General features: G+C 62.0%; 22 protein-coding genes. 13 read left to right on the top strand and 9 right to left on the bottom strand.

Annotated features, from left to right (window positions below; genetic code table 11):
• Nucleotides 1-26 precede the first annotated feature (26 nt).
• From PH551_RS20845 to PH551_RS20825, 5 genes are all read right to left on the bottom strand, one after another.
• On the bottom strand, nucleotides 27-632 hold the full coding sequence (locus PH551_RS20845; protein WP_085777128.1) for a PRC-barrel domain-containing protein: 606 nt from the start codon (nucleotides 630-632) through the stop codon (nucleotides 27-29).
• Between the two features lie 212 nt (nucleotides 633-844).
• A complete protein-coding gene (locus tag PH551_RS20840; protein WP_285194773.1) occupies nucleotides 845-1732 on the bottom strand; it encodes an SMP-30/gluconolactonase/LRE family protein in 888 nt (295 codons plus the stop codon).
• Nucleotides 1733-1736: 4 nt separating this feature from the next.
• Complete coding sequence (locus tag PH551_RS20835) at nucleotides 1737-2369, bottom strand: 2-dehydro-3-deoxy-6-phosphogalactonate aldolase (protein ID WP_285194846.1); 633 nt, start codon at nucleotides 2367-2369, stop codon at nucleotides 1737-1739.
• Nucleotides 2370-2382: 13 nt separating this feature from the next.
• Nucleotides 2383-3300 (bottom strand): 2-dehydro-3-deoxygalactonokinase, encoded by a 918-nt coding sequence (locus PH551_RS20830; RefSeq protein WP_285194772.1) that lies wholly within the window; start codon nucleotides 3298-3300, stop codon nucleotides 2383-2385.
• Nucleotides 3300-4070, bottom strand: a complete 771-nt coding sequence (locus tag PH551_RS20825; RefSeq protein WP_285194771.1) for an SDR family NAD(P)-dependent oxidoreductase — start codon at nucleotides 4068-4070, stop codon at nucleotides 3300-3302. Before PH551_RS20825 ends, PH551_RS20830 begins: the two co-directional genes overlap by 1 nt.
• 129 nt (nucleotides 4071-4199) lie before the next feature.
• Here PH551_RS20825 and PH551_RS20820 point away from each other — a divergent pair, with 129 nt between their 5' ends.
• The 11 genes from PH551_RS20820 (at nucleotide 4200) to PH551_RS20770 (ending at nucleotide 15579) form a co-directional block, all read left to right on the top strand.
• Nucleotides 4200-4994, top strand: coding sequence for an IclR family transcriptional regulator (locus PH551_RS20820; protein WP_285194770.1), 795 nt, complete (start codon nucleotides 4200-4202; stop codon nucleotides 4992-4994).
• A gap of 259 nt (nucleotides 4995-5253) precedes the next feature.
• On the top strand, nucleotides 5254-5988 hold the full coding sequence (locus PH551_RS20815) for a LuxR family transcriptional regulator (RefSeq protein WP_285194768.1): 735 nt from the start codon (nucleotides 5254-5256) through the stop codon (nucleotides 5986-5988).
• Between the two features lie 613 nt (nucleotides 5989-6601).
• Complete coding sequence (locus PH551_RS20810; protein WP_285194767.1) at nucleotides 6602-7771, top strand: Mrp/NBP35 family ATP-binding protein; 1170 nt, start codon at nucleotides 6602-6604, stop codon at nucleotides 7769-7771.
• 451 nt (nucleotides 7772-8222) lie between these two features.
• Nucleotides 8223-9197 carry a magnesium transporter CorA family protein gene (locus PH551_RS20805; RefSeq protein WP_285194766.1) on the top strand — a complete coding sequence of 325 codons (975 nt, stop codon included), beginning with the start codon at nucleotides 8223-8225 and terminating at the stop codon, nucleotides 9195-9197.
• Between the two features lie 18 nt (nucleotides 9198-9215).
• The gene (locus PH551_RS20800; protein ID WP_085777138.1) at nucleotides 9216-11114 is read left to right on the top strand and encodes a potassium transporter Kup; all 1899 of its coding nucleotides are present in this window, start codon (nucleotides 9216-9218) and stop codon (nucleotides 11112-11114) included.
• Between the two features lie 338 nt (nucleotides 11115-11452).
• The gene (locus PH551_RS20795; protein WP_285194765.1) at nucleotides 11453-12664 is read left to right on the top strand and encodes a cell wall hydrolase; all 1212 of its coding nucleotides are present in this window, start codon (nucleotides 11453-11455) and stop codon (nucleotides 12662-12664) included.
• A 271-nt stretch (nucleotides 12665-12935) separates the two neighbouring features.
• Nucleotides 12936-13271, top strand: coding sequence for an AtpZ/AtpI family protein (locus tag PH551_RS20790; RefSeq protein WP_085777140.1), 336 nt, complete (start codon nucleotides 12936-12938; stop codon nucleotides 13269-13271).
• Between the two features lie 63 nt (nucleotides 13272-13334).
• Nucleotides 13335-14087: a F0F1 ATP synthase subunit A gene (locus PH551_RS20785; RefSeq protein WP_085777141.1), complete on the top strand. Its 753-nt coding sequence runs from the start codon at nucleotides 13335-13337 to the stop codon at nucleotides 14085-14087.
• A gap of 68 nt (nucleotides 14088-14155) precedes the next feature.
• Nucleotides 14156-14383, top strand: coding sequence for a F0F1 ATP synthase subunit C (locus PH551_RS20780; RefSeq protein WP_003588243.1), 228 nt, complete (start codon nucleotides 14156-14158; stop codon nucleotides 14381-14383).
• A gap of 77 nt (nucleotides 14384-14460) precedes the next feature.
• Nucleotides 14461-15084, top strand: coding sequence for a F0F1 ATP synthase subunit B (locus tag PH551_RS20775; RefSeq protein ID WP_285194739.1), 624 nt, complete (start codon nucleotides 14461-14463; stop codon nucleotides 15082-15084).
• 3 nt (nucleotides 15085-15087) lie between these two features.
• Entirely contained in the window at nucleotides 15088-15579 is a 492-nt protein-coding gene (locus PH551_RS20770) for a F0F1 ATP synthase subunit B (RefSeq protein ID WP_085777143.1), read from the top strand.
• 148 nt (nucleotides 15580-15727) lie between these two features.
• Here PH551_RS20770 and PH551_RS20765 read toward each other — a convergent pair whose 3' ends face one another.
• Together PH551_RS20765 and PH551_RS20760 are read right to left on the bottom strand one after the other, a co-directional pair.
• Nucleotides 15728-16417 carry a ribonuclease HII gene (locus PH551_RS20765; protein WP_285194738.1) on the bottom strand — a complete coding sequence of 230 codons (690 nt, stop codon included), beginning with the start codon at nucleotides 16415-16417 and terminating at the stop codon, nucleotides 15728-15730.
• A gap of 167 nt (nucleotides 16418-16584) precedes the next feature.
• Nucleotides 16585-17742, bottom strand: coding sequence for a PA0069 family radical SAM protein (locus PH551_RS20760; RefSeq protein ID WP_285194737.1), 1158 nt, complete (start codon nucleotides 17740-17742; stop codon nucleotides 16585-16587).
• 140 nt (nucleotides 17743-17882) lie between these two features.
• Between PH551_RS20760 and PH551_RS20755 the strand changes: the two genes are divergently transcribed.
• Entirely contained in the window at nucleotides 17883-18401 is a 519-nt protein-coding gene (locus PH551_RS20755) for a glycosyltransferase family protein (RefSeq protein WP_285194735.1), read from the top strand.
• A 306-nt stretch (nucleotides 18402-18707) separates the two neighbouring features.
• Nucleotides 18708-19040, top strand: a complete 333-nt coding sequence (locus PH551_RS20750; protein WP_483315437.1) for a hypothetical protein — start codon at nucleotides 18708-18710, stop codon at nucleotides 19038-19040.
• 80 nt (nucleotides 19041-19120) lie between these two features.
• On the opposite strand, the gene moaB is transcribed toward PH551_RS20750, so the two are convergent.
• Both moaB and PH551_RS20740 read right to left on the bottom strand, forming a co-directional pair.
• Complete coding sequence (moaB, locus tag PH551_RS20745) at nucleotides 19121-19672, bottom strand: molybdenum cofactor biosynthesis protein B (RefSeq protein WP_097597764.1); 552 nt, start codon at nucleotides 19670-19672, stop codon at nucleotides 19121-19123.
• Complete coding sequence (locus PH551_RS20740) at nucleotides 19672-20556, bottom strand: 4-(cytidine 5'-diphospho)-2-C-methyl-D-erythritol kinase (RefSeq protein WP_285194732.1); 885 nt, start codon at nucleotides 20554-20556, stop codon at nucleotides 19672-19674. Before PH551_RS20740 ends, moaB begins: the two co-directional genes overlap by 1 nt.
• Nucleotides 20557-20561: the final 5 nt, after the last annotated feature.

Genomic DNA, 20561 nt, shown 5'->3' with positions numbered 1-20561 from the left:
CTACGCTATACTACCGCGCGCGCGGTTTACTTCGGCGTGGTCGAGCCGGTTGCCGTCGTGTCGGTACCGGTTGCGGCCGGGGCCTTCTCTGCAGACTGCATTGCCAATGTCTTGAACTCGGGCGCAGCCTTCAGCGATTCAGCGGTTTCGGTTGTTGTCAGCTTGAGACTGCCGTCCTGAGTGTTCTGGGCGATGGTGATTTTTTCGATCGGAACGGCGACGTCCTTTTCGCCGATGCCGAGGAAGCCGCCCACGCCGACGATCGCAGCAACGATGCCGCCATCTTTCTTCATGATCAGGTCGTTGATGCTACCGATGCTATCATTGTTGGCGTTGTAGACCGACTGACCGATATAAGTGTTGGCGCTGATCTGGTCCGGAGCCTGCTCCGTCAGATAGGTACCCTGAGCTACATCCGTGCTCGGTTTTGCAGCCGGAGCCTGTGCAGCGTCGCCCGCTGGCTTAGTGACATCAGGGGTGACGGGCTTGGGGGCAGCCGGATCGGCCGGCGCTGCCTGATTGGTCGCGGCGGGATCGGCAGGCTGCGGCGCCGTCTGCGAAAATGCCGCCGGTGCGAAAGCCGTGGCAAACAGCGCGCCAGCGGCAACGGTCGTCAAAAGTTTGCGTGTCATTTCGAACCTACTTTCATTTCCCTAGAGTGATCGCTGACCCGGCAATGCATCATCCTTGCCGCGCCGGTTCGAAGGGAAAATGAGTGGTGCGCCGATTGGTTCCGGTTGAAAACACGGAAAATTTCTCGATTATCACGGAACTTTTATTAGCGAACGGCCCCGGAAACGAAAAGACGCCCACTCGGGAGCGCCTTGCATTGGCCGAACTGCTGTCAGAGCACATAGACGGGATCGAACACGCCCTTGACCTCGATGCCGAGTTCCAGAAGCGCGCCGGCGCTCGGCTGGGCCGAACGGGCGTCCTCGTCAAGTCCTTCCCAGGCCGTCGTCACCGCCAGTCGATCGGCATTGGCGCCGATGAAGGCCGGGCAGGAGGGCTGGACGGCGGGAACCTTGTAGCGCGAGATACGCAAGCCATCGGGATTGTAGCGATCGACGACGCCGGCGCCCCAGCGAGCATTCCAGATATAGCCATCGGCATCCACCACCGAACCGTCAATGTCGCCGGGCTCGTTCATGCTGTCGACGAGCACGATCGGCTCGCCCGAGGGCAGGCCGGTCTGCGGATCGACCATGACGCGCATCAGCCGGTTGATGCGGGAATCCGTGTAGTAGCCGATGGTGCCATCCGGGGAAAAGCAGATCGAATTCGGAATGCTGATGCCGCTGAAGATCTTTGTCACCTTGCCGCCGGCGACATGATAGATGGCGCCGGCCTGGTTTTCCGCTCGCTTGCTCATGGTGCCGATCCAGAGCGCCCCCGACGGATGGGTGCGGCCATCATTCGAGCGGTTTTCCGGCCTGTCGTTCTCGAGCGCCGCATAGAAGGTAAGGTTACCGCTCGCCACATCGCGCACGAAAAGCCCTTCCTCCGTCGCGATCAGCTGCCGTCCGGCGTCGATGCGGGCCAGCACGCTTGCCATCACGGGCAGCGGATGGACCTTTTTCTCCCCTGTTGCGAGTCTGAGCTCGTGCAGCTCTTTGCCGAGGATGTTGAACCACCAGACGGTATCGCTGTCCGGATCATAGGTCGGACCTTCGCCGAGAACGGAATTGGTGTTGCAAAGGGTCTTGCCTTCGAACTCGTAAATGTCGGTCATACGTTCACGCTCCCATGGCTGCATCATAGGCGTAAATGGTCGCCCTGGCGCGCTCGGCAACCTCTGCCGCGGTCATTCCGGGCTTGTAGAGGCTGGTGCCGAGGCCGAAGGCTGAGATGCCGGCCTTGGTGTAATCGGCGAAATTCTTGTCCGACACGCCGCCGACGGCGGCAATCGTCAGTTCCGGCGGCAGGATCGCCCGGATCGCCGTGATGCCGGAAGGGCCAAGCACGCTCGCCGGGAAGAATTTGAGGCCGGTGGCGCCGGCGCGTGCGGCCGCTAAGGCCTCCGTCGGCGTAAAGACGCCCGGCATCGTCACCATACCATATTCGCGCGCCCGGATGATCACGTCCGGTTCGACATTCGGGGTCACCAGCAGCTTGCCGCCGGCCGCATTCAGCTTGTCGACAGCCTCGACCGTCAGCACCGTACCGGCGCCGATCAGCACCTCGGCCGGCGCCATCTTCGCGGCGATCTCGATGGATTTGAACGGCTCCGGCGAATTGAGCGGAATCTCGATGGCCGTCAGGCCGTTTTCGATCAGGGCGCCGACGATGCTCTCGGTCTCGTCGGGCCGGATGCCGCGCAGGATGGCGATCAGCGGGCGCTTCATGTCGGGGAAGGGGATACGGTTCATCATGTCAGCTTTCTCAATTCGGCCAGATGGCTTCGGCGGCTGCCGATAGGCCGCGGCGCACGGCCGCGTCGGCGTCGATGGCGGTGAAGGCAAGGGAGAGGGTGTTGAAGGCCTGCTCATAGAGGGCCTGCAGGCGTCCGGAGGCGACGAGGGTGATGCCAGTGCCGTTGGCGGCATCCTGCAGCGCGCCGGCAATTTCGAGGCCGATCAGCGTGCCGGAGAGCCGGGCCTGCGCGGCCGCGGCGGAGATCCCGTGCAGCAGCTGGCCCGAACGGGCGGCAAACAGCAGATTGGAGGCAAGTGCGGGATGCGCAAAGGCCGCCGATACGGCCGCTTCGAAGGCAGCCGCATCCGCCGGCTGTTGTTCGGCACCTGCCACGGCATGCGACAGGATCGTGTTTTTGCTGATCACGTCGAAAAGTTCGCCGGTCATGAAAGTCGAAAAGCCGGCGACCTTGCCGTCCGCGACATGCACCCATTTCGAATGCGTGCCGGGCATGCAGACTGCCTGCGCCGCGGAGTTCGCGCGGCCGAGCGCGCCGAGAAGCTGGGTCTCCTCGCCGCGCATGACATCTGGCCTCGCCACATCCCGCTGGGCAAGGCCCGGCAGGATGCGGATGTCACGGCTTTCACCCGGCACGCGGACCGCCGCGGTGAGGATCGAGGCGAGCGGCGCGGGCACGTCGATATACCCGGCTTCGACCCAGCCCTGCCTTGCGCCGGCCATGCCGCAAACGATGACAGGCAGACCTTGCGGCGCTTCGACAGCGGTGAGATGGCCCGACAGCACCTGGGAAAAGCCGATCTTAGCCGCGCTCGTCATGCCTTCGCCGCTGCGGCGTTCGGCAAGGATGCCGCCGTCCCTGTCGATCAGCCAGAGCCGGAAACTGCTGGTGCCCCAGTCCACCGCGACGTAAGCGGGATTAGCCATTACAAAACGCCTCCATCGACGATCAGGGACTGAGCGGTCATCGCAGCCGCGCAGTCGGATGCAAGAAACAGGCAGGGACCGACGATGGCATCCGCCTTGAGCGGGAATTTCAGGCATTGCTGCTCGACCGAGCGGGCGATGCTTTCCTCGGTGAGCCACAGCTGCATCTGCCGTTCGGTGACGACCATGCCGGGCAGAATGCAGTTCACCCGGATATTTTCCGGCCCGAGCCGGCCGGCCATGCTCTTCGTCAGTCCGACGACCGCCGCCTTCGCCGCCGCATAGGAAGGAAAGTCGCCCATGTTCAGCTTGAAGGCGATCGATGACATATTCACGATCGCGCCGCCGCCGGCTGCTCGCATCGACGGCGCGACCGCCTGCGAGGTGAAGAACACATGCCGCAGATTGACCGCCTGATTGTTGTCCCAATAGGCCTCGGTAACCGCGTCGAATTCGTGGCGGTCATCCCACGCTGCATTGTTGACAAGCACGCGGATCGGCCCGGATGTCTGAACGACGACATCGACCGTGCGCCGGATCGCCTCGATGTCGCGCAGGTCGGCATGGTGGAAGAGCACCGGATGCACCGTTTCCCGGGACAGCCTTTCCGCGAGTTCCGTGCCGGCCGTTTCGGCAATGTCGATGAAGGAGACCTTGGCGCCCTGACGTGCGAAACCTTCGACGATCGCTGCGCCGATGCCGGATCCGCCGCCGGTCACGAGCACGGCGCGATCTTTGAACTCGGGAAATTGTGCTGCCACTGCGCTCACCGTTTCCTCCCTCCCAGATGTTCCATTATTCGGAACTTAATTTGACTATGTGGAATTATCGGATTATGCTGGTCTTCCTGTCAAGGGCGCACGCTTGCCGGCGCGGATCGATTCGATGGCACATAGACAATGACTTCAAGCGACGGCATGGCCCAGGCCCGCGAGACCGGCACCCTCGGCAAATTGATGGCTCTCCTCGATCTCGTCACCCATGCGGATACGCCACTACGCTTCACCGATATCCTGACGCTCGCCGGCCAGCCGCGCGGCACGCTGCATCGCCAGCTCAGCCACCTGGTGGAGGAGGGGCTGCTGGAGCTCGATGGCGACGGCCGGTATGCGCCGGGCCTGCGCCTGCTCGATTTTGCCGCGCGCAGCTGGGCGCGCAACGAATTTCGTCTGATTGCCGAACCGCATTTGGCCGAACTCCAGCAGGCGACCGGCGAGACGGTGCATCTCGGCGTTCTCAGGGGACAGTCGATCATCTATCTCGACAAGGTCGAAGGCCGCCAGCCGGTGCGCATGTATTCGCAGATCGGCAACGCATCACCATGCTACTGCACCGGCGTCGGCAAGGCCGCCCTGTCGCTGCTGCCGACAGAAAGTCTGGCCGACGTCCTCGCCAGCCTGAGCTTCACCCGGTTTACTGCCGCGACCCATGTCTCGGCTGAAACGCTAGCCGCCGAAATCCGCGAGATCGCCAATCAGGGTTATGCTTTCGACTGCGAGGAGCACGAGGCCGGCATCCGCTGCGTCGCCGCACCCGTCTGGTCGGAGGATCGAACCTTTATCGGCGGCATTTCTATTACCGGGCCGGCCTATCGCTTGTCGATGGAACTTCTGCACCAATGGGCCGTTCCCGTTAAGCTGGCGGCGGGAAAGATCATGGAAGGCATGCGTGTCCGTCTCGGCCCGCGCCGCTGACGGGACAGTCATCTACCGTACCATTGCTGGACGTGATCTGCGGAGCATGCTTATGACGAGCGCGATATGAGCTTTCAAGCGAATCAGGACAACTGCTGCGCGAAAAATTGCACTCAATCATGGGCCATACGCGGAACGCCGAGTGCCGAGCCCATTTTTGTCCAACCACAGATCGTATTTCCTGATAGAGTCCAACCAACTGCGGCGGCAGAATTCGCGTGGGATTTCCCGACTGCTGTGTCGAAGATGAAGAAATGTGATGGCACCCTTGTCACAGGCATCCACTGAAGAAGACGATTATATCAACGAAATCGCCGGCCTGAAGACGCAGTTCGATATTTTCCGTTTCTTGAAACGCGTCACGGAAGCCTATCGCAGTCGCGCCTTCATGGTTCTCAACTTGCCGCCGATCACCTCTCTCGACCTGCAGGCCAACACCGTCATCACCAGTTGGCCGGCCGAGCTTCTGGCGCTCTACGACCAGGAAGCGCTGATGGTGAACAGCCCGGTTTTAAGGCGGCTTAGAACATCGACGCGGCCTTTCTTTTACGACATGTCGCGGGAGGCCTGGGCGCGGGACGACGGCAAGTCCGTCCTGGTCACGGGGTTGTTCGAGCGTTTCAGGATGATACGCGGCGCCTATTTCCCAACCCACGAGGCCTCCGGCCTGCGCGGTGCCGTCTCCTTCTCCGGCGACCGCGAACCCTTCAGCGCCGCCGAAATGCGCGAGCTTTGTTATATCGCCATCCATGTCTTTGACAGGCTTGCCGAAATCCGCAACCTCGATACGCGCATGACGGATTCGCTAACCGACCGAGAGATCGACTGCCTCAACTGGACGGCGGCCGGTAAGACCAGCGCCGAGATTGCCGAAATCCTCACGCTGTCGGAGCATACGGTCAATCATTACCTCAACCGCGCCACCAAGAAGCTCGACACGGTCAACCGCACCCAGGCGGTCGCCAAGGCACTGCGGATCGGCCTGATCAAATAAGTCGCAAAGATGGCGGCGCGCCGTGGCCGTCCGCTCAGCGCTTAGGCAGAACCGGGATGTTGCCGCGGCGCTTCTCGGCGCTTTTCCCGATTTTTTCATCTGGCACGCTTTCTGCATCTCCTTTGCCAGAGGTCCAGAGGGGACTTTGATGACCAGCGCCAGGAAATGGCGCGGCCGACACACCGCTGCTCGACGCCGACGCCGCTTCTCTCCCGGCCTTCGGCGTCGGTGGCGGTTGTTGCCTTTTGGCACCGCTTCTTGCGCAGCTGTTTACGATTTCCTCTTCCGGGTCACTTTTCACTGGCCTTTTTTTCGGCTTGCGCTAATTCGCCCCGCATTGCGCCGGTTCTTGGGGAGAGAGACCGTTGCGGCCATCAGGGCGATAAGCCCGGCGGACTTGATGGCCGCAGCGGATTCGGGGTCCCTGCCGGCGTTTTTCGCAGCCGGCCAATTGATTTTCCTTCCGATGATTTTGTTTGGCGAAGACGTGCGGCTCCACTATCTCTACCGCATGATTTCATGCCTTGGTCGGAATTGGCCGAAGCTAAAATCATGTGCGCGCCTTGAAAGACGCGTGGCGCCGTAGTCTGCGAGAAAAAGCAATGAGGGTGGAATGACCGACGTCACCAAGGAACAGGTTCTCGAAACGCTGAAGACCGTGCGCGGACCGGATCTCGAACACGACATCGTCTCGCTCGGCATGGTCTCCGATGTCTTCATCTCCGACGGCAAGGTCTATTTTTCCATCACCGTTCCGGCCGAACGCGCCAAGGAGCTGGAGCCGATGCGGCTCGCCGCCGAGCGCGTCATCAAGGAGATGCCGGGTGTCAAGGGTGCGCTCGTCACGCTGACGGCGGACAAGAAGGCGGCCGCCGCGGCGCCCGCTGCCCGCCCGGCGCCGAACCCGCCCCACGGTCATGCCGGTCATGATCATGGGGGCCACGCGCATGCGCCGCAGCAACAGCCGCCCCGCGCCGGCAAGATCGGTGTCCCCGGTATCGGCGCCATCATTGCCGTCGCTTCCGGCAAGGGCGGTGTCGGCAAGTCCACCACCGCCGTCAACCTGGCGCTCGGCCTGCTCGCCAACGGTCTCCGGGTCGGCATTCTCGATGCCGATATTTACGGCCCGTCAATGCCGCGGCTCTTGAAGATCTCCGGCCGCCCGACGCAGATCGATGGCCGTATCATCAATCCGATGGAGAATTACGGCCTCAAGGTCATGTCGATGGGTTTCCTCGTCGACGAGGAGACGGCGATGATCTGGCGCGGACCGATGGTCCAGTCTGCCCTGATGCAGATGCTGCGCGAAGTGGCATGGGGCGAGCTCGACGTTCTCGTCGTCGACATGCCGCCCGGCACCGGCGATGCGCAATTGACGATGGCCCAGCAGGTGCCGCTTGCCGGCGCCGTCATCGTTTCCACGCCGCAGGATCTCGCCCTGATCGATGCCCGCAAGGGCCTCAACATGTTCCGCAAGGTTGAGGTGCCGGTTCTCGGCATCGTTGAAAACATGAGCTATTTCATAGCACCCGACACCGGCACCCGCTACGACATTTTCGGTCATGGCGGCGCCCGCAAGGAGGCCGAGCGCATCGGCGTGCCCTTCCTAGGTGAAGTGCCGCTGACGATGAACATCCGCGAAACGTCCGATGCCGGCACGCCGCTCGTCGCCTCCGATCCGAACGGCGTCGTTGCCGGCATCTATCGCGGCATCGCCGCCAAGGTGTGGCAGCAGCTCGGCGGCCAGCCCCAGCGCTCGGCGCCGGCGATCGTCTTTGAATAACGTCTCGGTTTATGGGCAGGACTTCCGGGCCGGAGCGCATGACAGCAAAGCGCTGAAGCGCCGAATCACCGTTGCGACCATCTCGAATTGTGCGGGAAATGTGGTGAAAAGCCGCGCTTCACGGAAGATGTCTTGATTATTTCACGGCTTTGCTTCATATGCCGCGGCGCCATGATGGCATTGCTGCAGATGCTCAATGACGGCCGTCTTCGTTTCGAAGGTCCCGGACCGCCCGCAAGGTCGAAGGGATTGGTAACTGCGATGCGGTGGAGCACAATGCGCATGCTGGCTTTCGAGGCCGGATGCAGCCGGAGTTGTATGAACTTTCTTGATCCGCTTCCGTTTGGGCCTGGAACGAGCCACCCTCGCATTGCCGCGATGGCGGACGGATGGAAAGGCTTGCAATGAAGATGATGACCGCGAAGTGTCGTGAGCATCGGAGACGCTGCCGGTGATCACCGCTTACCGTTCCAATTGCAAATCGGTCGAGATCCGCGATCTCTCGCAGCCGGCATCCTTTCCCGAGGATGTCGTCTGGATCGATATGCTCGAGCCGAGCCGCGAGGAGGAGCTTTATGTCGAGAAGGTTCTCGGCATCGAGGTCCCGACTCGCGACGATCTCAAGGACATCGAACCGTCGGCTCGCCTTTATATCGAAAACGACGCCGTCTTCATGACCGCTTCGCTCGTCTGGAAGGCGGACACCGACGCGCCGACGCTGACCGATGTCGCTTTCATCCTGGCCGGAAACCGCCTGGTCACCATCCGCTACGCCCAACCGAAATCCTTTGCGCTGTTCATCGCGGCCCTTCACCGGCTGCCGGAAAACTGGCGCAGCGGCGCGGCCCTTCTCGCCAAGCTGCTGGAGACGATCGTCGACCGGACCGCCGAAATCCTCGAAACCTCCGTCTCGCGCATCGACATCTTGTCGACGCATGTCTTCGGAAGGGCGAATAAGGTCCGCAAGCCTTCGAACCACCTCGAGCAGAAATTGCGCGATATCGCCGGTCATCACCGCATGATCAGCAAGCTGCGCGACAGTCTCGGCTCGCTTTCCCGGCTTCTGACGTTCTTTTACACGGTCCCGGCGATCCACCAGGACCACGAGGCGAAGGAGCTCTGCCGCACCGTCTCGCGCGATATTCAATCGCTGTCGGAGCATGCCTCCTTTGTCGCCGGCAACATCACCTTCCTGCTCGACGCCTCACTCGGCCTCATCAACATCGAACAGAACTCGATCATCAAGATTTTCTCGATCGCCTCCGTCGTGTTCCTGCCGCCGACATTGGTCGCTTCCATCTATGGCATGAATTTTCAGGTCATGCCGGAACTGGCCTGGGCGGCGGGTTATCCCTATTCGCTGGCCTTGATGGTAATATCAGCCGTCATCCCCTTTTTCTTTTTTCGCTGGAAAGGCTGGCTCTGAAGAGCCTGTTGAAATTTCATGTCCGAAGAGAGCGATCCGCACGAACGCCACATGACGCCGCGCAAGCTGTTCTATCTCGCGCTCGGTTCCGTTGGTGTCGTCTACGGCGATATCGGCACGAGCCCGCTCTACGCATTTCGCGAAGCGCTGAAGCCCGTCGCCCATGACGGCGTCACCCGTTTCGAGATCATCAGTCTTATTTCCCTGATGATCTGGGCGCTGACCATTATCGTCACCATCAAATACGTCCTCTTCCTGCTGCGCGCCGACAACGACGGTGAGGGCGGCACGCTGTCGCTGCTCGCCCTTCTGATGAAGACCGCCAACGGCCATACCGCACTGCTGATGCTGCTCGGACTGATGGGCGCTGCCCTGTTCCTCGGCGATGCGATGATCACGCCTGCACTTTCGGTGCTGTCGGCGGTCGAAGGTCTGAAACTCGTCACGCCCAGCCTGGCGGAATATATCGTGCCGATCTCGGTGGTGATCCTGGCGCTGCTCTTCGTCGTGCAATCGCGCGGCACCGGCGCCGTCGCCAAGTTCTTCGGGCCGATCACTGCTCTCTGGTTCCTCGTCATGGCCGCCGCCGGCATCTCCCATATCTCGGACGATTTCGGCATCCTCGCCGCCTTCAACCCCTATTATGCTGTCAGCTTCCTGCTGCATGAGGGCTTTTACGGCGTCGTCGTGCTCGGTGCCGTCTTCCTGACGGTAACGGGTGCCGAGGCGCTTTATGCCGACCTCGGCCATTTCGGCCGCCGCCCGATTCAATGGGCCTGGTTCCTGCTGGTGTTTCCGGCGCTGACGCTGAATTATCTCGGGCAGGGTGCGCTCGTCCTCGGCAATCCGATGACGATGTCCGACCCCTTCTATCTGATGTATCCGCAATGGGCGTTGCTGCCGGTCGTCATCCTGGCGACGGCGGCGACGATCATCGCCAGCCAGGCCGTCATAACGGGCGCCTTTTCGCTGGTGCGCCAGGGCATCAACCTCGGCTTCCTGCCGCGCATGGAAATCCTTTTCACCTCAGAAACCAATACGGGACAGATCTTCGTGCCGTCGGTCAACGCCGTGCTGTTCTTCGGCGTCATCTTTCTGGTGCTGAGCTTCAAGACCTCGGACGCATTGGCGACCGCCTACGGCATCTCAGTCACCGGCGCCATGGTCGTCACCTCGATCATGGCCTTCGAATTCGTCCGCGCACGCTGGAACTGGTCGCTGCCGGTCGCCGTGATCGCGCTCGCGCCACTCGTCGTGCTGGAAATGATCTTCCTCGGCGCCAACCTTCTGAAGATCCACGATGGCGGCTATATCCCGATCCTGATCGCCACCGCCTTTACCGTCGTCATGTGGACCTGGCGCCGCGGCACCGCGATCCTGATGGAGAAGACCCGGCACACCGATATTCCGCTCGCCTCCTTCGTCAGTTCCATCGAGCGCAAGAGCGAACATTCGCCGGCCCAGGTTCCGGGCACGGCGATCTTCCTGACCAGCGATCCGGAATCGGCCCCCGCCGCCCTGCTGCACAATCTCAAGCACAACCACGTGCTTCACGACCGCAACGTCATCCTGACGATCCGCACCGTCAATAAGCCGCGGGTGGCGAGCCAGGACCGCTACAAGGTCGAGCAGATTTCCCCGCGTTTCTCCCGTGTCGAACTGCTGTTCGGCTTCATGGAATCGCAGAACGTCTCGCAGGCGCTCGCGACGCTGCGCAAGACCGGACTGAAGTTCGACATCATGTCGACCTCCTTCTATCTCGGCCGTCGCAAGCTGGTGCCGGATGCCAAGTCGGGCATGCCCTACTGGCAGGACCGGCTCTACATCGCGCTGGCCAACGCCGCCGCCAACCCCTCGGACTATTTCCGCCTGCCGGCCAACCGCGTGGTGGAGCTGGGCTCGCACGTTATTATTTGATGGGATGGGAAGTGATTGCTGACTTCAGCGCCCGCGCTTTGGATTTGCCCTTCCGCCACCTAATCTCCGTCATGCTCGGCCTTGAGCCGAGCATCCACACCGCACCCACCAGCAGCTGAGGCATGGGCGCTCGGCTCAAGGCCGAGGACGACGGAGATTGGGGATTCGTTTCCGTCGAACTCGCCCCGCAGGTTCAGGTCAACAGGCATAGCGCCACCAGGAGCGCAGCGGCTCCTGGTGGACGAAGTTATCAGCCATATTAGAACATCCAAAAACTCACACTGCTACTTTCCGGCACGCCTCGTTAACCAGGCATCAAGGTTAATGAGAGATTTTCGATGGCATGTTCCCGCGTTCCATGCCCGGAGTTCGTGTTGCGTCGAAAGAGCCCTTCCCGTAGCAAGCTGCGTCTTCTTCCCGAGAACTGGGTGTCGCCCGTCATCTTCGGACTTGCCGGCTGGCTGATCTTCCCGAGCGTTGCCTCCCACGCCGATCTCGCCACTATGCTTGCCGGTCTCGACCGTGAGGGGGAGAGCTGGCGCATGGTGCTGACCAATTCGCCGGCCGGCTCCAACCATCAGGCCGAGCTCGCCTTCGCCGATCCGGCAGCGACCGGCTCGATCGCCTCAGGCGCCGGCATGGTGCTGCCCGACGGCCGCAAGGTGGCATTTACGGCCAAGGACAAGGGGCACGAGGACACGCCGGACGAGGACCGGGTCATTCGCGGCACGAAGAAGGGCCGCGTCGTCGCCATCGAGAAGATGCAGCCGCCGAAAGACTTTTCCGCCGGCTCCATTCTTGAGCGCACCAAGATGCTGTTCACTCCGAATTTCGATCTCAAGGACAGGTCGGCTTTCGTCAAGCCGAAGATCCAGGGTAGGGAAATCGAGATCGCCACCTCTTTCTATAGGAAACAGCCGGTGAGGCCGGAGGTCGGCGTGCCGGCGATGCTCGCAAGCCTCGTCACCAGCAACAAGGCCGACGTGCTTGCCACCGCCTATGCGCCGGCGGCACCGGATTATGCCCGCCACTCGCCGTTCGATTCGATCCTGACCGAACCGGAAAGCGGCCGCTTCGTCCCCCAGATCGGTCCGGGCGACCACGCCTGGGCCGCAAGCGTGCTGCCGCCGAGCGTCTTTTCCGCCCGCGAGCAGCAATGCCTTGCCTCAGGCATATATTTCGAGGCGCGCGGGGAGTCGGTGAAGGGCCAGGCGGCCGTCGCCCAGGTCATACTCAACCGCGTTCGCAACCCCGCCTATCCCAAGAGCATCTGCGGCGTCGTCTACCAGAACGAGGATTGGCGCAACCGCTGCCAGTTTTCCTTCGCCTGCGACGCCATCAAGGACCGGGTGAATTCGCAATATCACTGGCGGGTCGCCCGCGATGTGGCCATGGCGGTGACATCAGGCAGGATCTGGCTGCCGCAGGTGGGTTCGGCGACGCACTACCATGCCGTTTACGTCCGCCCGAAATGGGCAAAGACCATGGAAAAGGTCGGGCGCATCGGTCTTCACGTCTTCTATCGCACCTATGGCGGCGGTTGGAGCTGAGAGAAAGCGTTGGGCGATGCCGATTTTCCGCCCCCAAAAGCGGATTCTTCCCGTCGAATTTGCGCGCTCGGCCGGAAATCGACTTATCCATTTGATTTCACGAATTTATTTTCTCGCTGGACAGAAGTCGTCTACGCCTTGACTATACCAAGCCCTAAAACTATGTTGCGCGCGACTTCAGAACGGGCCGGAAGGGTCTCAACCTTCGCGTCCGGGGTCCGAATGACCGGGGTAGCGGGAGTGCGGGCGACGGGCAGGCGAGGAGAGATCCATGGCGGACGACCGCGAGGAAAGTCTTGAGAAGCGCCGTGCGCAGCTGGAAGCGGAACTCGCGACCAAGCGCGTAGAGGCGAAAGTGGAAGAGGCAAGCGAAGCCCGCGCCGAGGAAAGCCGCAAAGGTTATGCCCAGGCGATGAAGCTTTCCAGCGAGTTCATTTCCGCGATCGTCGTCGGCGCCGTCCTTGGCTATCTTCTCGACCGTTTTGTTGGCACGGCGCCTTGGGGGTTGATTGTTCTTCTGCTTCTCGGATTCTGTGCCGGCGTTCTGAACGTGCTGCGTTCTGCGGGGGTGGTGGCCCACCCTCTGGACAAGGACGACAAGAAATAGGGGGCCGGTCCCGGTCCAGTGCAATGACCCCGCGTCCTGCGGGCCAAAGAGAGAGAACAAGCGGTGTCTAACGATCCGACTCATCAGTTCCTGATCCAGAAGATTGTGCCGATCGAAATCGGCGGAATTGATTTTTCGTTCACCAACGCATCGCTCTTCATGGTCGCTTCGGCAGCCGTTGCCGCAGGCTTCCTTTATTTCTCGACCTCGAACCGCGCCATCGTGCCGGGCCGTTCGCAGTCGGTCGCGGAAATGTCCTATGAATTCATCGCCAATATGCTGAAAGAGGGCGCGGGCAAGCAGGGGATGAAGTTCTTCCCGCTGGTCTTTTCGCTCTTCATGTTCGTGTTGACGGCGAACCTGCTCGGCATGTTCCCCTATTTCTTCACGATCACCAGCCAGATCATCGTCACCTTCGCGCTGGCGATTCTCGTCATCGGTACGGTGCTCGCCTACGGTTTCTATAAGCACGGCTTCCACTTCCTGAATGTCTTCGTGCCCTCGGGCGTGCCCGGCATATTGCTGCCGCTGGTCGTCTCGATCGAAATCATTTCCTTCCTGTCCCGTCCGATTTCGCTCTCCGTTCGTCTTTTCGCCAACATGCTCGCCGGTCACATCACGCTGAAGGTGTTCGCAGGCTTCGTCGCCTCGCTTGGAACCCTCGGTGCGGTCGGTGTCGGCGGCGCCGTTCTTCCTCTCATCATGACCGTCGCCCTGACCGGTCTCGAGTTCCTCGTCGCCTTCCTTCAGGCTTACGTCTTCGCGGTGCTGACTTGCATGTACCTCAACGACGCAATCCATCCGGGCGGGCACTAAGGATAACGACAACGACGTCTCCAGGGCGTCAGTCATTCGCCGCAACAACCATTTCAAAGGAGTTCAACATGGAAGCGGAAGCAGCAAAGTTCATCGGTGCAGGCCTGGCTTGCTTTGGTATGGCCGGTACGGCTCTCGGCCTCGGCAATATCTTCGGCAGCTACCTCTCCGGCGCTCTGCGCAATCCGTCTGCCGCTGACAGCCAGTTCGGCCGTCTGGTATTCGGCTTCGCCGTTACGGAAGCTCTGGGCATCTTCTCGCTGCTCGTCGCTCTCCTCCTCCTCTTCGCTGTCTGATATCGGCGAATAGATGGATCACGGCCTGCGACCGCAAGCCGTGATCCTTTGCATTTGCAGTCCACCTGGAGGTGAGCATGTTTTTTGTGACCCCGGCTTACGCTGAAGAAGCACCGGCGGCAGCGACCGGCACGGATGCGCATGCCGCTCCGGCCGCAGGCGAGGTCCATACCGAGACCGGTGTTGCCGAAGGCGAACACGCCCGCGGCCCGTTCCCGCCTTTCGATTCGACGACCTACGCATCCCAGCTGCTCTGGCTGGTGATTACGTTCGGCGTCTTCTACCTCCTTATGCAAAAGGTCATTGCGCCGCGCATCGGGGCCATCCTCGACCAGCGCCACACGCGCATCTCCCAGGACCTGGAAGAAGCAGGCCGCCTGAAGGCGGAAGCCGATGCCGCCGTCGAGACCTATGAAGGCGAACTGGCCGCTGCTCGCGCCAAATCCCACGCGATCGGTTCCGCCGCCCGCGACGCCGCCAAGGTCAAGGCCGAAGAGGATCGCCGCACCGTCGAGGCCAGCCTGTCGGAAAAGATCAAGGCTGCGGAAGCTCGGATCGCCGACATCAAGGCCAAGGCCTTCGCCGACGTCGGCAGCATTGCCGAGGAAACGGCAGCCGCCGTCGTCGAACAGCTGATCGGCAGCAGCGCTGCGCAGGCAGAAGTCGCCGCCGCCGTCGCGGCCGCCAAGAAGGAGGCTTGATCGATGGAATTTCATTTCGACGCGACTTTCTTCGCCTTTGTCGGCCTCGTCCTCTTTCTGGCGCTGGTCGTCTATCTGAAGGTTCCGGGCATGATGGCACGCTCGCTCGACGACCGCGCCGACCAGATCCGCAATGAATTGGCCGAAGCCAAGCGCCTGCGCGAGGAAGCCCAGCATCTGCTCGCTGAATACCAGCGCAAGCGCAAGGAAGCGGAAGCGGAAGCGGCCCATATCGTTGCCGCCGCTGAGCGCGAAGCCGAGATGCTGACCGCCGAGGCGAAGAAGAAGACGGAAGAATTCGTCGCCAACCGCACGGCGCTCTCGGAGCAGAAGATCAAGCAGGCCGAGGCCGATGCGATGAAGGCGGTGCGTTCCGCCGCCGTCGACCTTGCCATCGCGGCCGCAGAAACGGTGCTCGCCAAGAAGGCCGACGGCAAGGTCCAGTCCGAGCTCTTCGGCAACGCCGTCGGACAGGTCAAGACACGGCTCAACTGAGCGGTGTCGAATGGAATGAAGGAAGGCCGGGCATGTCCCGGCCTTTTTCTTGTTGATAGATCTTTCTTTTGTCTGGCCTCTTGCGGAGCCGTTCCTGATCCGGCGTGCACCCCTCTAAAGGCGGAATATGCCGATCTTTTTTCGGCGACTATTCCGAGAGCAGTTCGTCCATCTCAGGCTCGTCGCCGTCCTTCCGCAGTGGCCGAAAGCTCATTCGGTGCAGGGAGCAGGGGCCGTGCTGTTCAATGCCGGCGCGGTGCTGCGCCGTGCCGTAGCCGGCGTGGGCCGCAAAACCGTAATCGGGAAATACATGATGCGCCCGCGCCATCATCCGATCGCGCGTCACCTTGGCGACGATAGAGGCGGCGGCGATGGAAACCGAGCGGGCGTCACCCTTGACCACGGCCTGTCCTGGGCAATCGAGGCCGGGCGGCACATCAAGCCCATCTGTCAGGACGTAGCTTGCGGGAATGGCGAGGCTGCAGATGGCGCGGCGCATCGCGTCAAGGCTTGCCTTGCGTATGTCCGTTTCGTCGATCCGGGTCGAGCAGGAGGAGGCGATGGAAACCGTCGCCGTCGCCAGGATCTGCGCGAAGAGTTCTTCGCGCCGCTGGGCCGAGAGCTGCTTGGAATCGTTGAGGCCTTCAGGGATGCGCTTCGGATCGAGGATGACCGCAGCGGCCACCACAGGCCCCGCCAGCGGCCCGCGGCCTGCCTCGTCGGCGCCGGCGACCGGCCAGTGGCCGGCCTTGCGGGCTTTGAGCTCGAGCTTGAAATCCGGCACGAGAGGGACCGTGTCGAAAAGCAGGGGAGAATCGGGTGGCGTGCGACGTTTCATGCGGCTGAACCTCGCACGCCAACCCGATTTCCCGCAAGTCCCCGGATCAGGGCGGCGGTCGGGGACGGTCCGGCGGATGGAGGCGGTCAGGGCCATCCGCGGAAATTGCGCTCGGGGCTCGAAAACAGGGCGGATTTTCTGAGCAGCCGATGCGCAAGCTTAAAAAATCAGAGCAGCGACAGCTGTACGCCGCTGCCATCCGGTGGCACGAACAGATCGTCGCGCAACGGAACGCTGCGGCGTGTCAGCTCGAAGCGTCTCGCCGCCATTTCGAAGCGCCGGGCGATCTGCCAGGCATAGGGGCCGGCGCCCTTCATGCGCTTGCCGAATTCGGCGTCGTAATCCTTGCCGCCGCGCATCGAGCGCACCAGCGACATCACGTGCCGGTAACGATCGGGATAGTGCTGCAGCAACCAGTCGCGAAAGAGCGGGCTGACTTCAAGCGGCAGCCTGAGGATGACATAACTCGCCTCGGTTGCGCCGGCAGCCTTCGCCGATTCCAGAATGCGCTCCAATTCGTGATCGTTCAGCGCCGGGATCAGCGGAGCGGCCATGACGGCAGTATGGATCCCTGCCTCAGACAGCGCATGAATGGTCTCCAGCCGTCGCGGCGGCGTGGCGGCGCGCGGTTCCATCGCCCGGGCAAGCTTGCGGTCGAGCGTGGTGACCGAGATGCCGACGCGCACCAGGTTCTTGACGGCCATTTCCTGCAGAATGTCGAGATCGCGCAGGATCATCGCCGACTTGGTGACGATCGACACCGGATGGTTCGCCTTGTTCAGCACCTCGAGGATGCCGCGCATGATGCGCCATTCCTTCTCGATCGGTTGATAGGGGTCGGTATTGGTGCCGATCGCGATCACCCTCACCTTGTACCCCGGCTTGGCGAGCTCCCGCTCCAAGAGCTTCGCCGCATCGGGCTTGGCGAAGAGCTTCGTCTCGAAATCGAGCCCCGCCGAAAGCCCCATATAGGCGTGCGTCGGGCGGGCGAAACAATAGATGCAGCCGTGCTCGCAGCCGCGATAGGGATTGATCGAGCGGTCGAAGGAAAGGTCCGGCGATTCATTGCGTGTAATCGCGGTGCGCGGCTTTTCGATCTGAACCACGGTCTTGAACGGTGGCAGTTCTTCCAGCGTCTGCCAACCGTCGTCGAAGGTCTCCCGCTGCAGCGCTTCGAAGCGGCCTGTTGGGTTCAGTCCCGCTCCACGCCCGCGCCGCCGGTCAACCTCGACCCGAAGACCGGAGGACACGATCATCGCATCGGCAATATCTGCCGTATTGGCAGGCGCGAATGCGGCCTGCCCTGCCAGGGACTGCTCTCTCATCGGATTCTCCCGCAGCGGAAAGCCGTTGTCTCCGCCCGTTTGTGATGATTAAATTCCTATCGGTAAAATGAGAACAATGCAAGAACAAAATACGCAAAACGGTGCTGGCAAAAAATTGTGCGGCGCATTATGAATAATCGATGTTGACGGTTGTTCTCGAATGCCAGGATCAGGAATCCGAACTGGCGCAGACCTTATCGGTATTGGTGGCAGGCGCGGTGGAAGGACTCGTCAGCGATGTGATCGTGCTTGATCACGGCTCGCGCGACGGAACCTCGCGGGTCGCCGACGCCGCTGGCTGCCGTTTCCATTCACAGTGGGATATCAAGGACATCGTGCGCTCCGCCCGAGGCGAATGGCTGCTCTTTATCGAGCCGGGCGCCAGGCCGCAGGCCGGCTGGATCGATGAGATCGCCGAATATGTGGCGCTGAATAAGACACCAGCGCGCTTTGCCGCGTCGCGCGGCTATCGACGCCCGTTCTTCCAGCGCGTTGCCCGCGGTCGACCGCCGCTGGAGCTTGGCTTGTTGATGCCGAAGAACCTGGCGCTCGCCGCCGCCAGAAGCGGGATGCCTGTTGGCGACTTCGCCAAGGGCCAGAAGCCCCGCAAGCTTGCAAGTGAATTGATTCCTTCCTGGGTGGCGCGTGCCACGCGGTAGAATGCCCATCGCTGCATCGACGCTGTCTGAGAGATTGTCTCTCACCTAACCCTCTCCCCGTAGAAGCGGGGCGAGGGGACGTGGTCTCGTCGCAAGCGCTTCGGTGACTACTCCCGCCATGGCGCAAAGATGGCGCCCAATCGGATTTCGCGTTATAATTCACCTATGGCGCCGCCGAAGCGCCGCGCTTCGCAACGGGTGCCGTGGAATGCCGGTGAACGGCAGAACAGGTCGGCGAAAAATCTCCTCTTCTGCCGGGTTTCCGGCGAAAGGAGGTGCGTCATGCCAAGCGGTAGGATTTACCGCATGCGCGGTAGGATCTGCGGCGTACGCGGTAGGATCTTCGGCATGCTGGCCGTCATATTGCCGACATTGGTGATCGCGCATCCGCATTTGGCAGCATCGCAGACGATGCTCAGTTGCGCAGGCCGATCCGACGTCGTCAGTTTCCTCGACAGGAACTTCGGTGAGAAGCTTACCGCCGTCGGCCTGGTCAACCAGAACGCCGTTCTCGAGGTCTATGCCGCCAAAAGCGGCACCTGGACGCTCGTCGTCACGGATGTCCACGGCATAAGTTGCATTCTGCTGTCCGGTGATGGCTGGGATTCGATGCCGGCTCTGCCGGGCATTGCCACATAACAAAGGCCAGCGCGTCGGCCTCGAAAGTCTAAATCGGGTTTTCGACGGCGCGACCGCGGCATTGTAACGGCAGCGCCAGTCTATTTCTTTGCGCCGCGTTTCAGATGCTCGTCGAGGCGCGGCATGATCTCGACGAAATTGCAAGGCACGCTGCGATAGTCGAGCTGTGCTTTCAATATGCCGTCCCAGGCGTCCCGGCAGGCACCGGGCGAGCCGGGCAGGGCGAAGATGAAGGTGGAGTTGGCAACACCCGCGGTGGCGCGCGACTGGATGGTCGCCGTGCCGATCTTGTCATAGGAGATACGGTGGAAGACAGCGGAAAAGCCATCCATGCGCTTTTCGAACAGCGGCTCCAGCGCCTCGGGCGTAACGTCTCGGCCGGTAAAGCCGGTGCCGCCCGTGGTGATAACGACATCGATCTCATCACGCTCGGTCCACGCTTTGACCTGAGCGGCGATTTTCTCCCGGTCATCGGGCACGATCGCCCGCTCGACCAGCCTGTGGCCGGCCTCGGCGATCCGCACCGCCAGCGTGTCACCTGATTTGTCCGTCTCCGGCGTGCGCGTATCCGAGACGGTGAGGACGGCTATGCCGACGGCGATGAAGGGCCGTTTTTCGTCCAAACCTGCCATCACATGCCTCCCGAAACCGTTTCCGTCGCTTGGAAATACCAGTCGGGCTGCGCCTCGTGAAGAGCCGCCGTCGCATCGCGCGCGGCGGCCATATCGGCGAAGATCCCGAAGCAGGTGGCGCCGGAGCCGGACATGCGGGCAAGAAGAGCGCCCTCAGCCTGCAGCATCGCCGAGATCGCCGCGATTTCGGGCACGGCTTGGCGTGCCGGTGGCTCCAGGTCGTTGCGAGCCGCGCCGATCGCCGCAAGCCAGTCTTCGGTGTGTGCGAGCCTCAGGGGTGAATTGTTCTTTGCCGTGAGCCGCCGGAAAACCTCCGGCGTCGAAACGCCCTTCAGCGGGTTGGCCAGCACCATGGCAAAGGCCGGCAGATCGGGCACGGCTTCGATCTCCTCCCCGATGCCGCGGGCAATCAGCGGCCGGCTCTCGAGGCACATGGGCACGTCGGCGCCGAGCTTCAGCGCCAGCGCCGCCAGCGTTTCCACCGGCAATCGCAAGCCCCAGAGGCGCATCAGTCCCCGCAGGGTCGCCGCCGCATCGGCCGAGCCGCCGCCGATGCCGGAGGCAATGGGCAGGTTCTTCTGGAGATGGATGTGAACAGGGAAGGCAAGGGCGCCGACAGCCTCGCGCAGGAGATCGCGCGCTCTGATCACAAGGTTGGTGTCGCCGTTGCCGGCAAGCGTCTCTCCGAAGCGGCCCGACAGGGTGAAGGCATCGGCCTGCGCGGGCAGGAAGCCCAGCCGGTCGCCGCAATCTGCGAAGGTCACCAGCATATCGAGCAGGTGATAGCCGTCCGGCCGCTGGCCCGTCACATGCAGGGCGAGATTGATCTTCGCGCGCGCCTCTTCGGTGACGCCGAAAGCCTCGGCCAAGCCCTGCTCAGGCATCGGTC

It is taken from the genome of Rhizobium atlanticum, assembly GCF_030182485.1.
Classification (GTDB): domain Bacteria; phylum Pseudomonadota; class Alphaproteobacteria; order Rhizobiales; family Rhizobiaceae; genus Rhizobium.
The sequence above is the reverse complement of the archived record's forward strand: the minus strand, read 5'-3'. Positions and strand labels throughout refer to the sequence as shown.

What these genes read in the sequence shown, in the direction of transcription:
- PH551_RS20845 (WP_085777128.1), bottom strand. Translation starts at nt 632, where the DNA reads ATGACACGCAAACTTTTGACGACCGTTGCCGCTGGCGCGCTGTTTGCC.
- PH551_RS20840 (WP_285194773.1), bottom strand. Translation starts at nt 1,732, where the DNA reads ATGACCGACATTTACGAGTTCGAAGGCAAGACCCTTTGCAACACCAAT.
- PH551_RS20835 (WP_285194846.1), bottom strand. Translation starts at nt 2,369, where the DNA reads ATGAACCGTATCCCCTTCCCCGACATGAAGCGCCCGCTGATCGCCATC.
- PH551_RS20830 (WP_285194772.1), bottom strand. Translation starts at nt 3,300, where the DNA reads ATGGCTAATCCCGCTTACGTCGCGGTGGACTGGGGCACCAGCAGTTTC.
- PH551_RS20820 (WP_285194770.1), top strand. Translation starts at nt 4,200, where the DNA reads ATGACTTCAAGCGACGGCATGGCCCAGGCCCGCGAGACCGGCACCCTC.
- PH551_RS20815 (WP_285194768.1), top strand. Translation starts at nt 5,254, where the DNA reads ATGGCACCCTTGTCACAGGCATCCACTGAAGAAGACGATTATATCAAC.
- PH551_RS20810 (WP_285194767.1), top strand. Translation starts at nt 6,602, where the DNA reads ATGACCGACGTCACCAAGGAACAGGTTCTCGAAACGCTGAAGACCGTG.
- PH551_RS20800 (WP_085777138.1), top strand. Translation starts at nt 9,216, where the DNA reads ATGTCCGAAGAGAGCGATCCGCACGAACGCCACATGACGCCGCGCAAG.
- PH551_RS20795 (WP_285194765.1), top strand. Translation starts at nt 11,453, where the DNA reads ATGGCATGTTCCCGCGTTCCATGCCCGGAGTTCGTGTTGCGTCGAAAG.
- PH551_RS20790 (WP_085777140.1), top strand. Translation starts at nt 12,936, where the DNA reads ATGGCGGACGACCGCGAGGAAAGTCTTGAGAAGCGCCGTGCGCAGCTG.
- PH551_RS20780 (WP_003588243.1), top strand. Translation starts at nt 14,156, where the DNA reads ATGGAAGCGGAAGCAGCAAAGTTCATCGGTGCAGGCCTGGCTTGCTTT.
- PH551_RS20775 (WP_285194739.1), top strand. Translation starts at nt 14,461, where the DNA reads ATGTTTTTTGTGACCCCGGCTTACGCTGAAGAAGCACCGGCGGCAGCG.
- PH551_RS20770 (WP_085777143.1), top strand. Translation starts at nt 15,088, where the DNA reads ATGGAATTTCATTTCGACGCGACTTTCTTCGCCTTTGTCGGCCTCGTC.
- PH551_RS20765 (WP_285194738.1), bottom strand. Translation starts at nt 16,417, where the DNA reads ATGAAACGTCGCACGCCACCCGATTCTCCCCTGCTTTTCGACACGGTC.
- PH551_RS20760 (WP_285194737.1), bottom strand. Translation starts at nt 17,742, where the DNA reads ATGAGAGAGCAGTCCCTGGCAGGGCAGGCCGCATTCGCGCCTGCCAAT.
- PH551_RS20755 (WP_285194735.1), top strand. Translation starts at nt 17,883, where the DNA reads ATGTTGACGGTTGTTCTCGAATGCCAGGATCAGGAATCCGAACTGGCG.
- PH551_RS20750 (WP_483315437.1), top strand. Translation starts at nt 18,708, where the DNA reads ATGCGCGGTAGGATCTGCGGCGTACGCGGTAGGATCTTCGGCATGCTG.
- moaB (WP_097597764.1), bottom strand. Translation starts at nt 19,672, where the DNA reads ATGGCAGGTTTGGACGAAAAACGGCCCTTCATCGCCGTCGGCATAGCC.
- PH551_RS20740 (WP_285194732.1), bottom strand. Translation starts at nt 20,556, where the DNA reads ATGCCTGAGCAGGGCTTGGCCGAGGCTTTCGGCGTCACCGAAGAGGCG.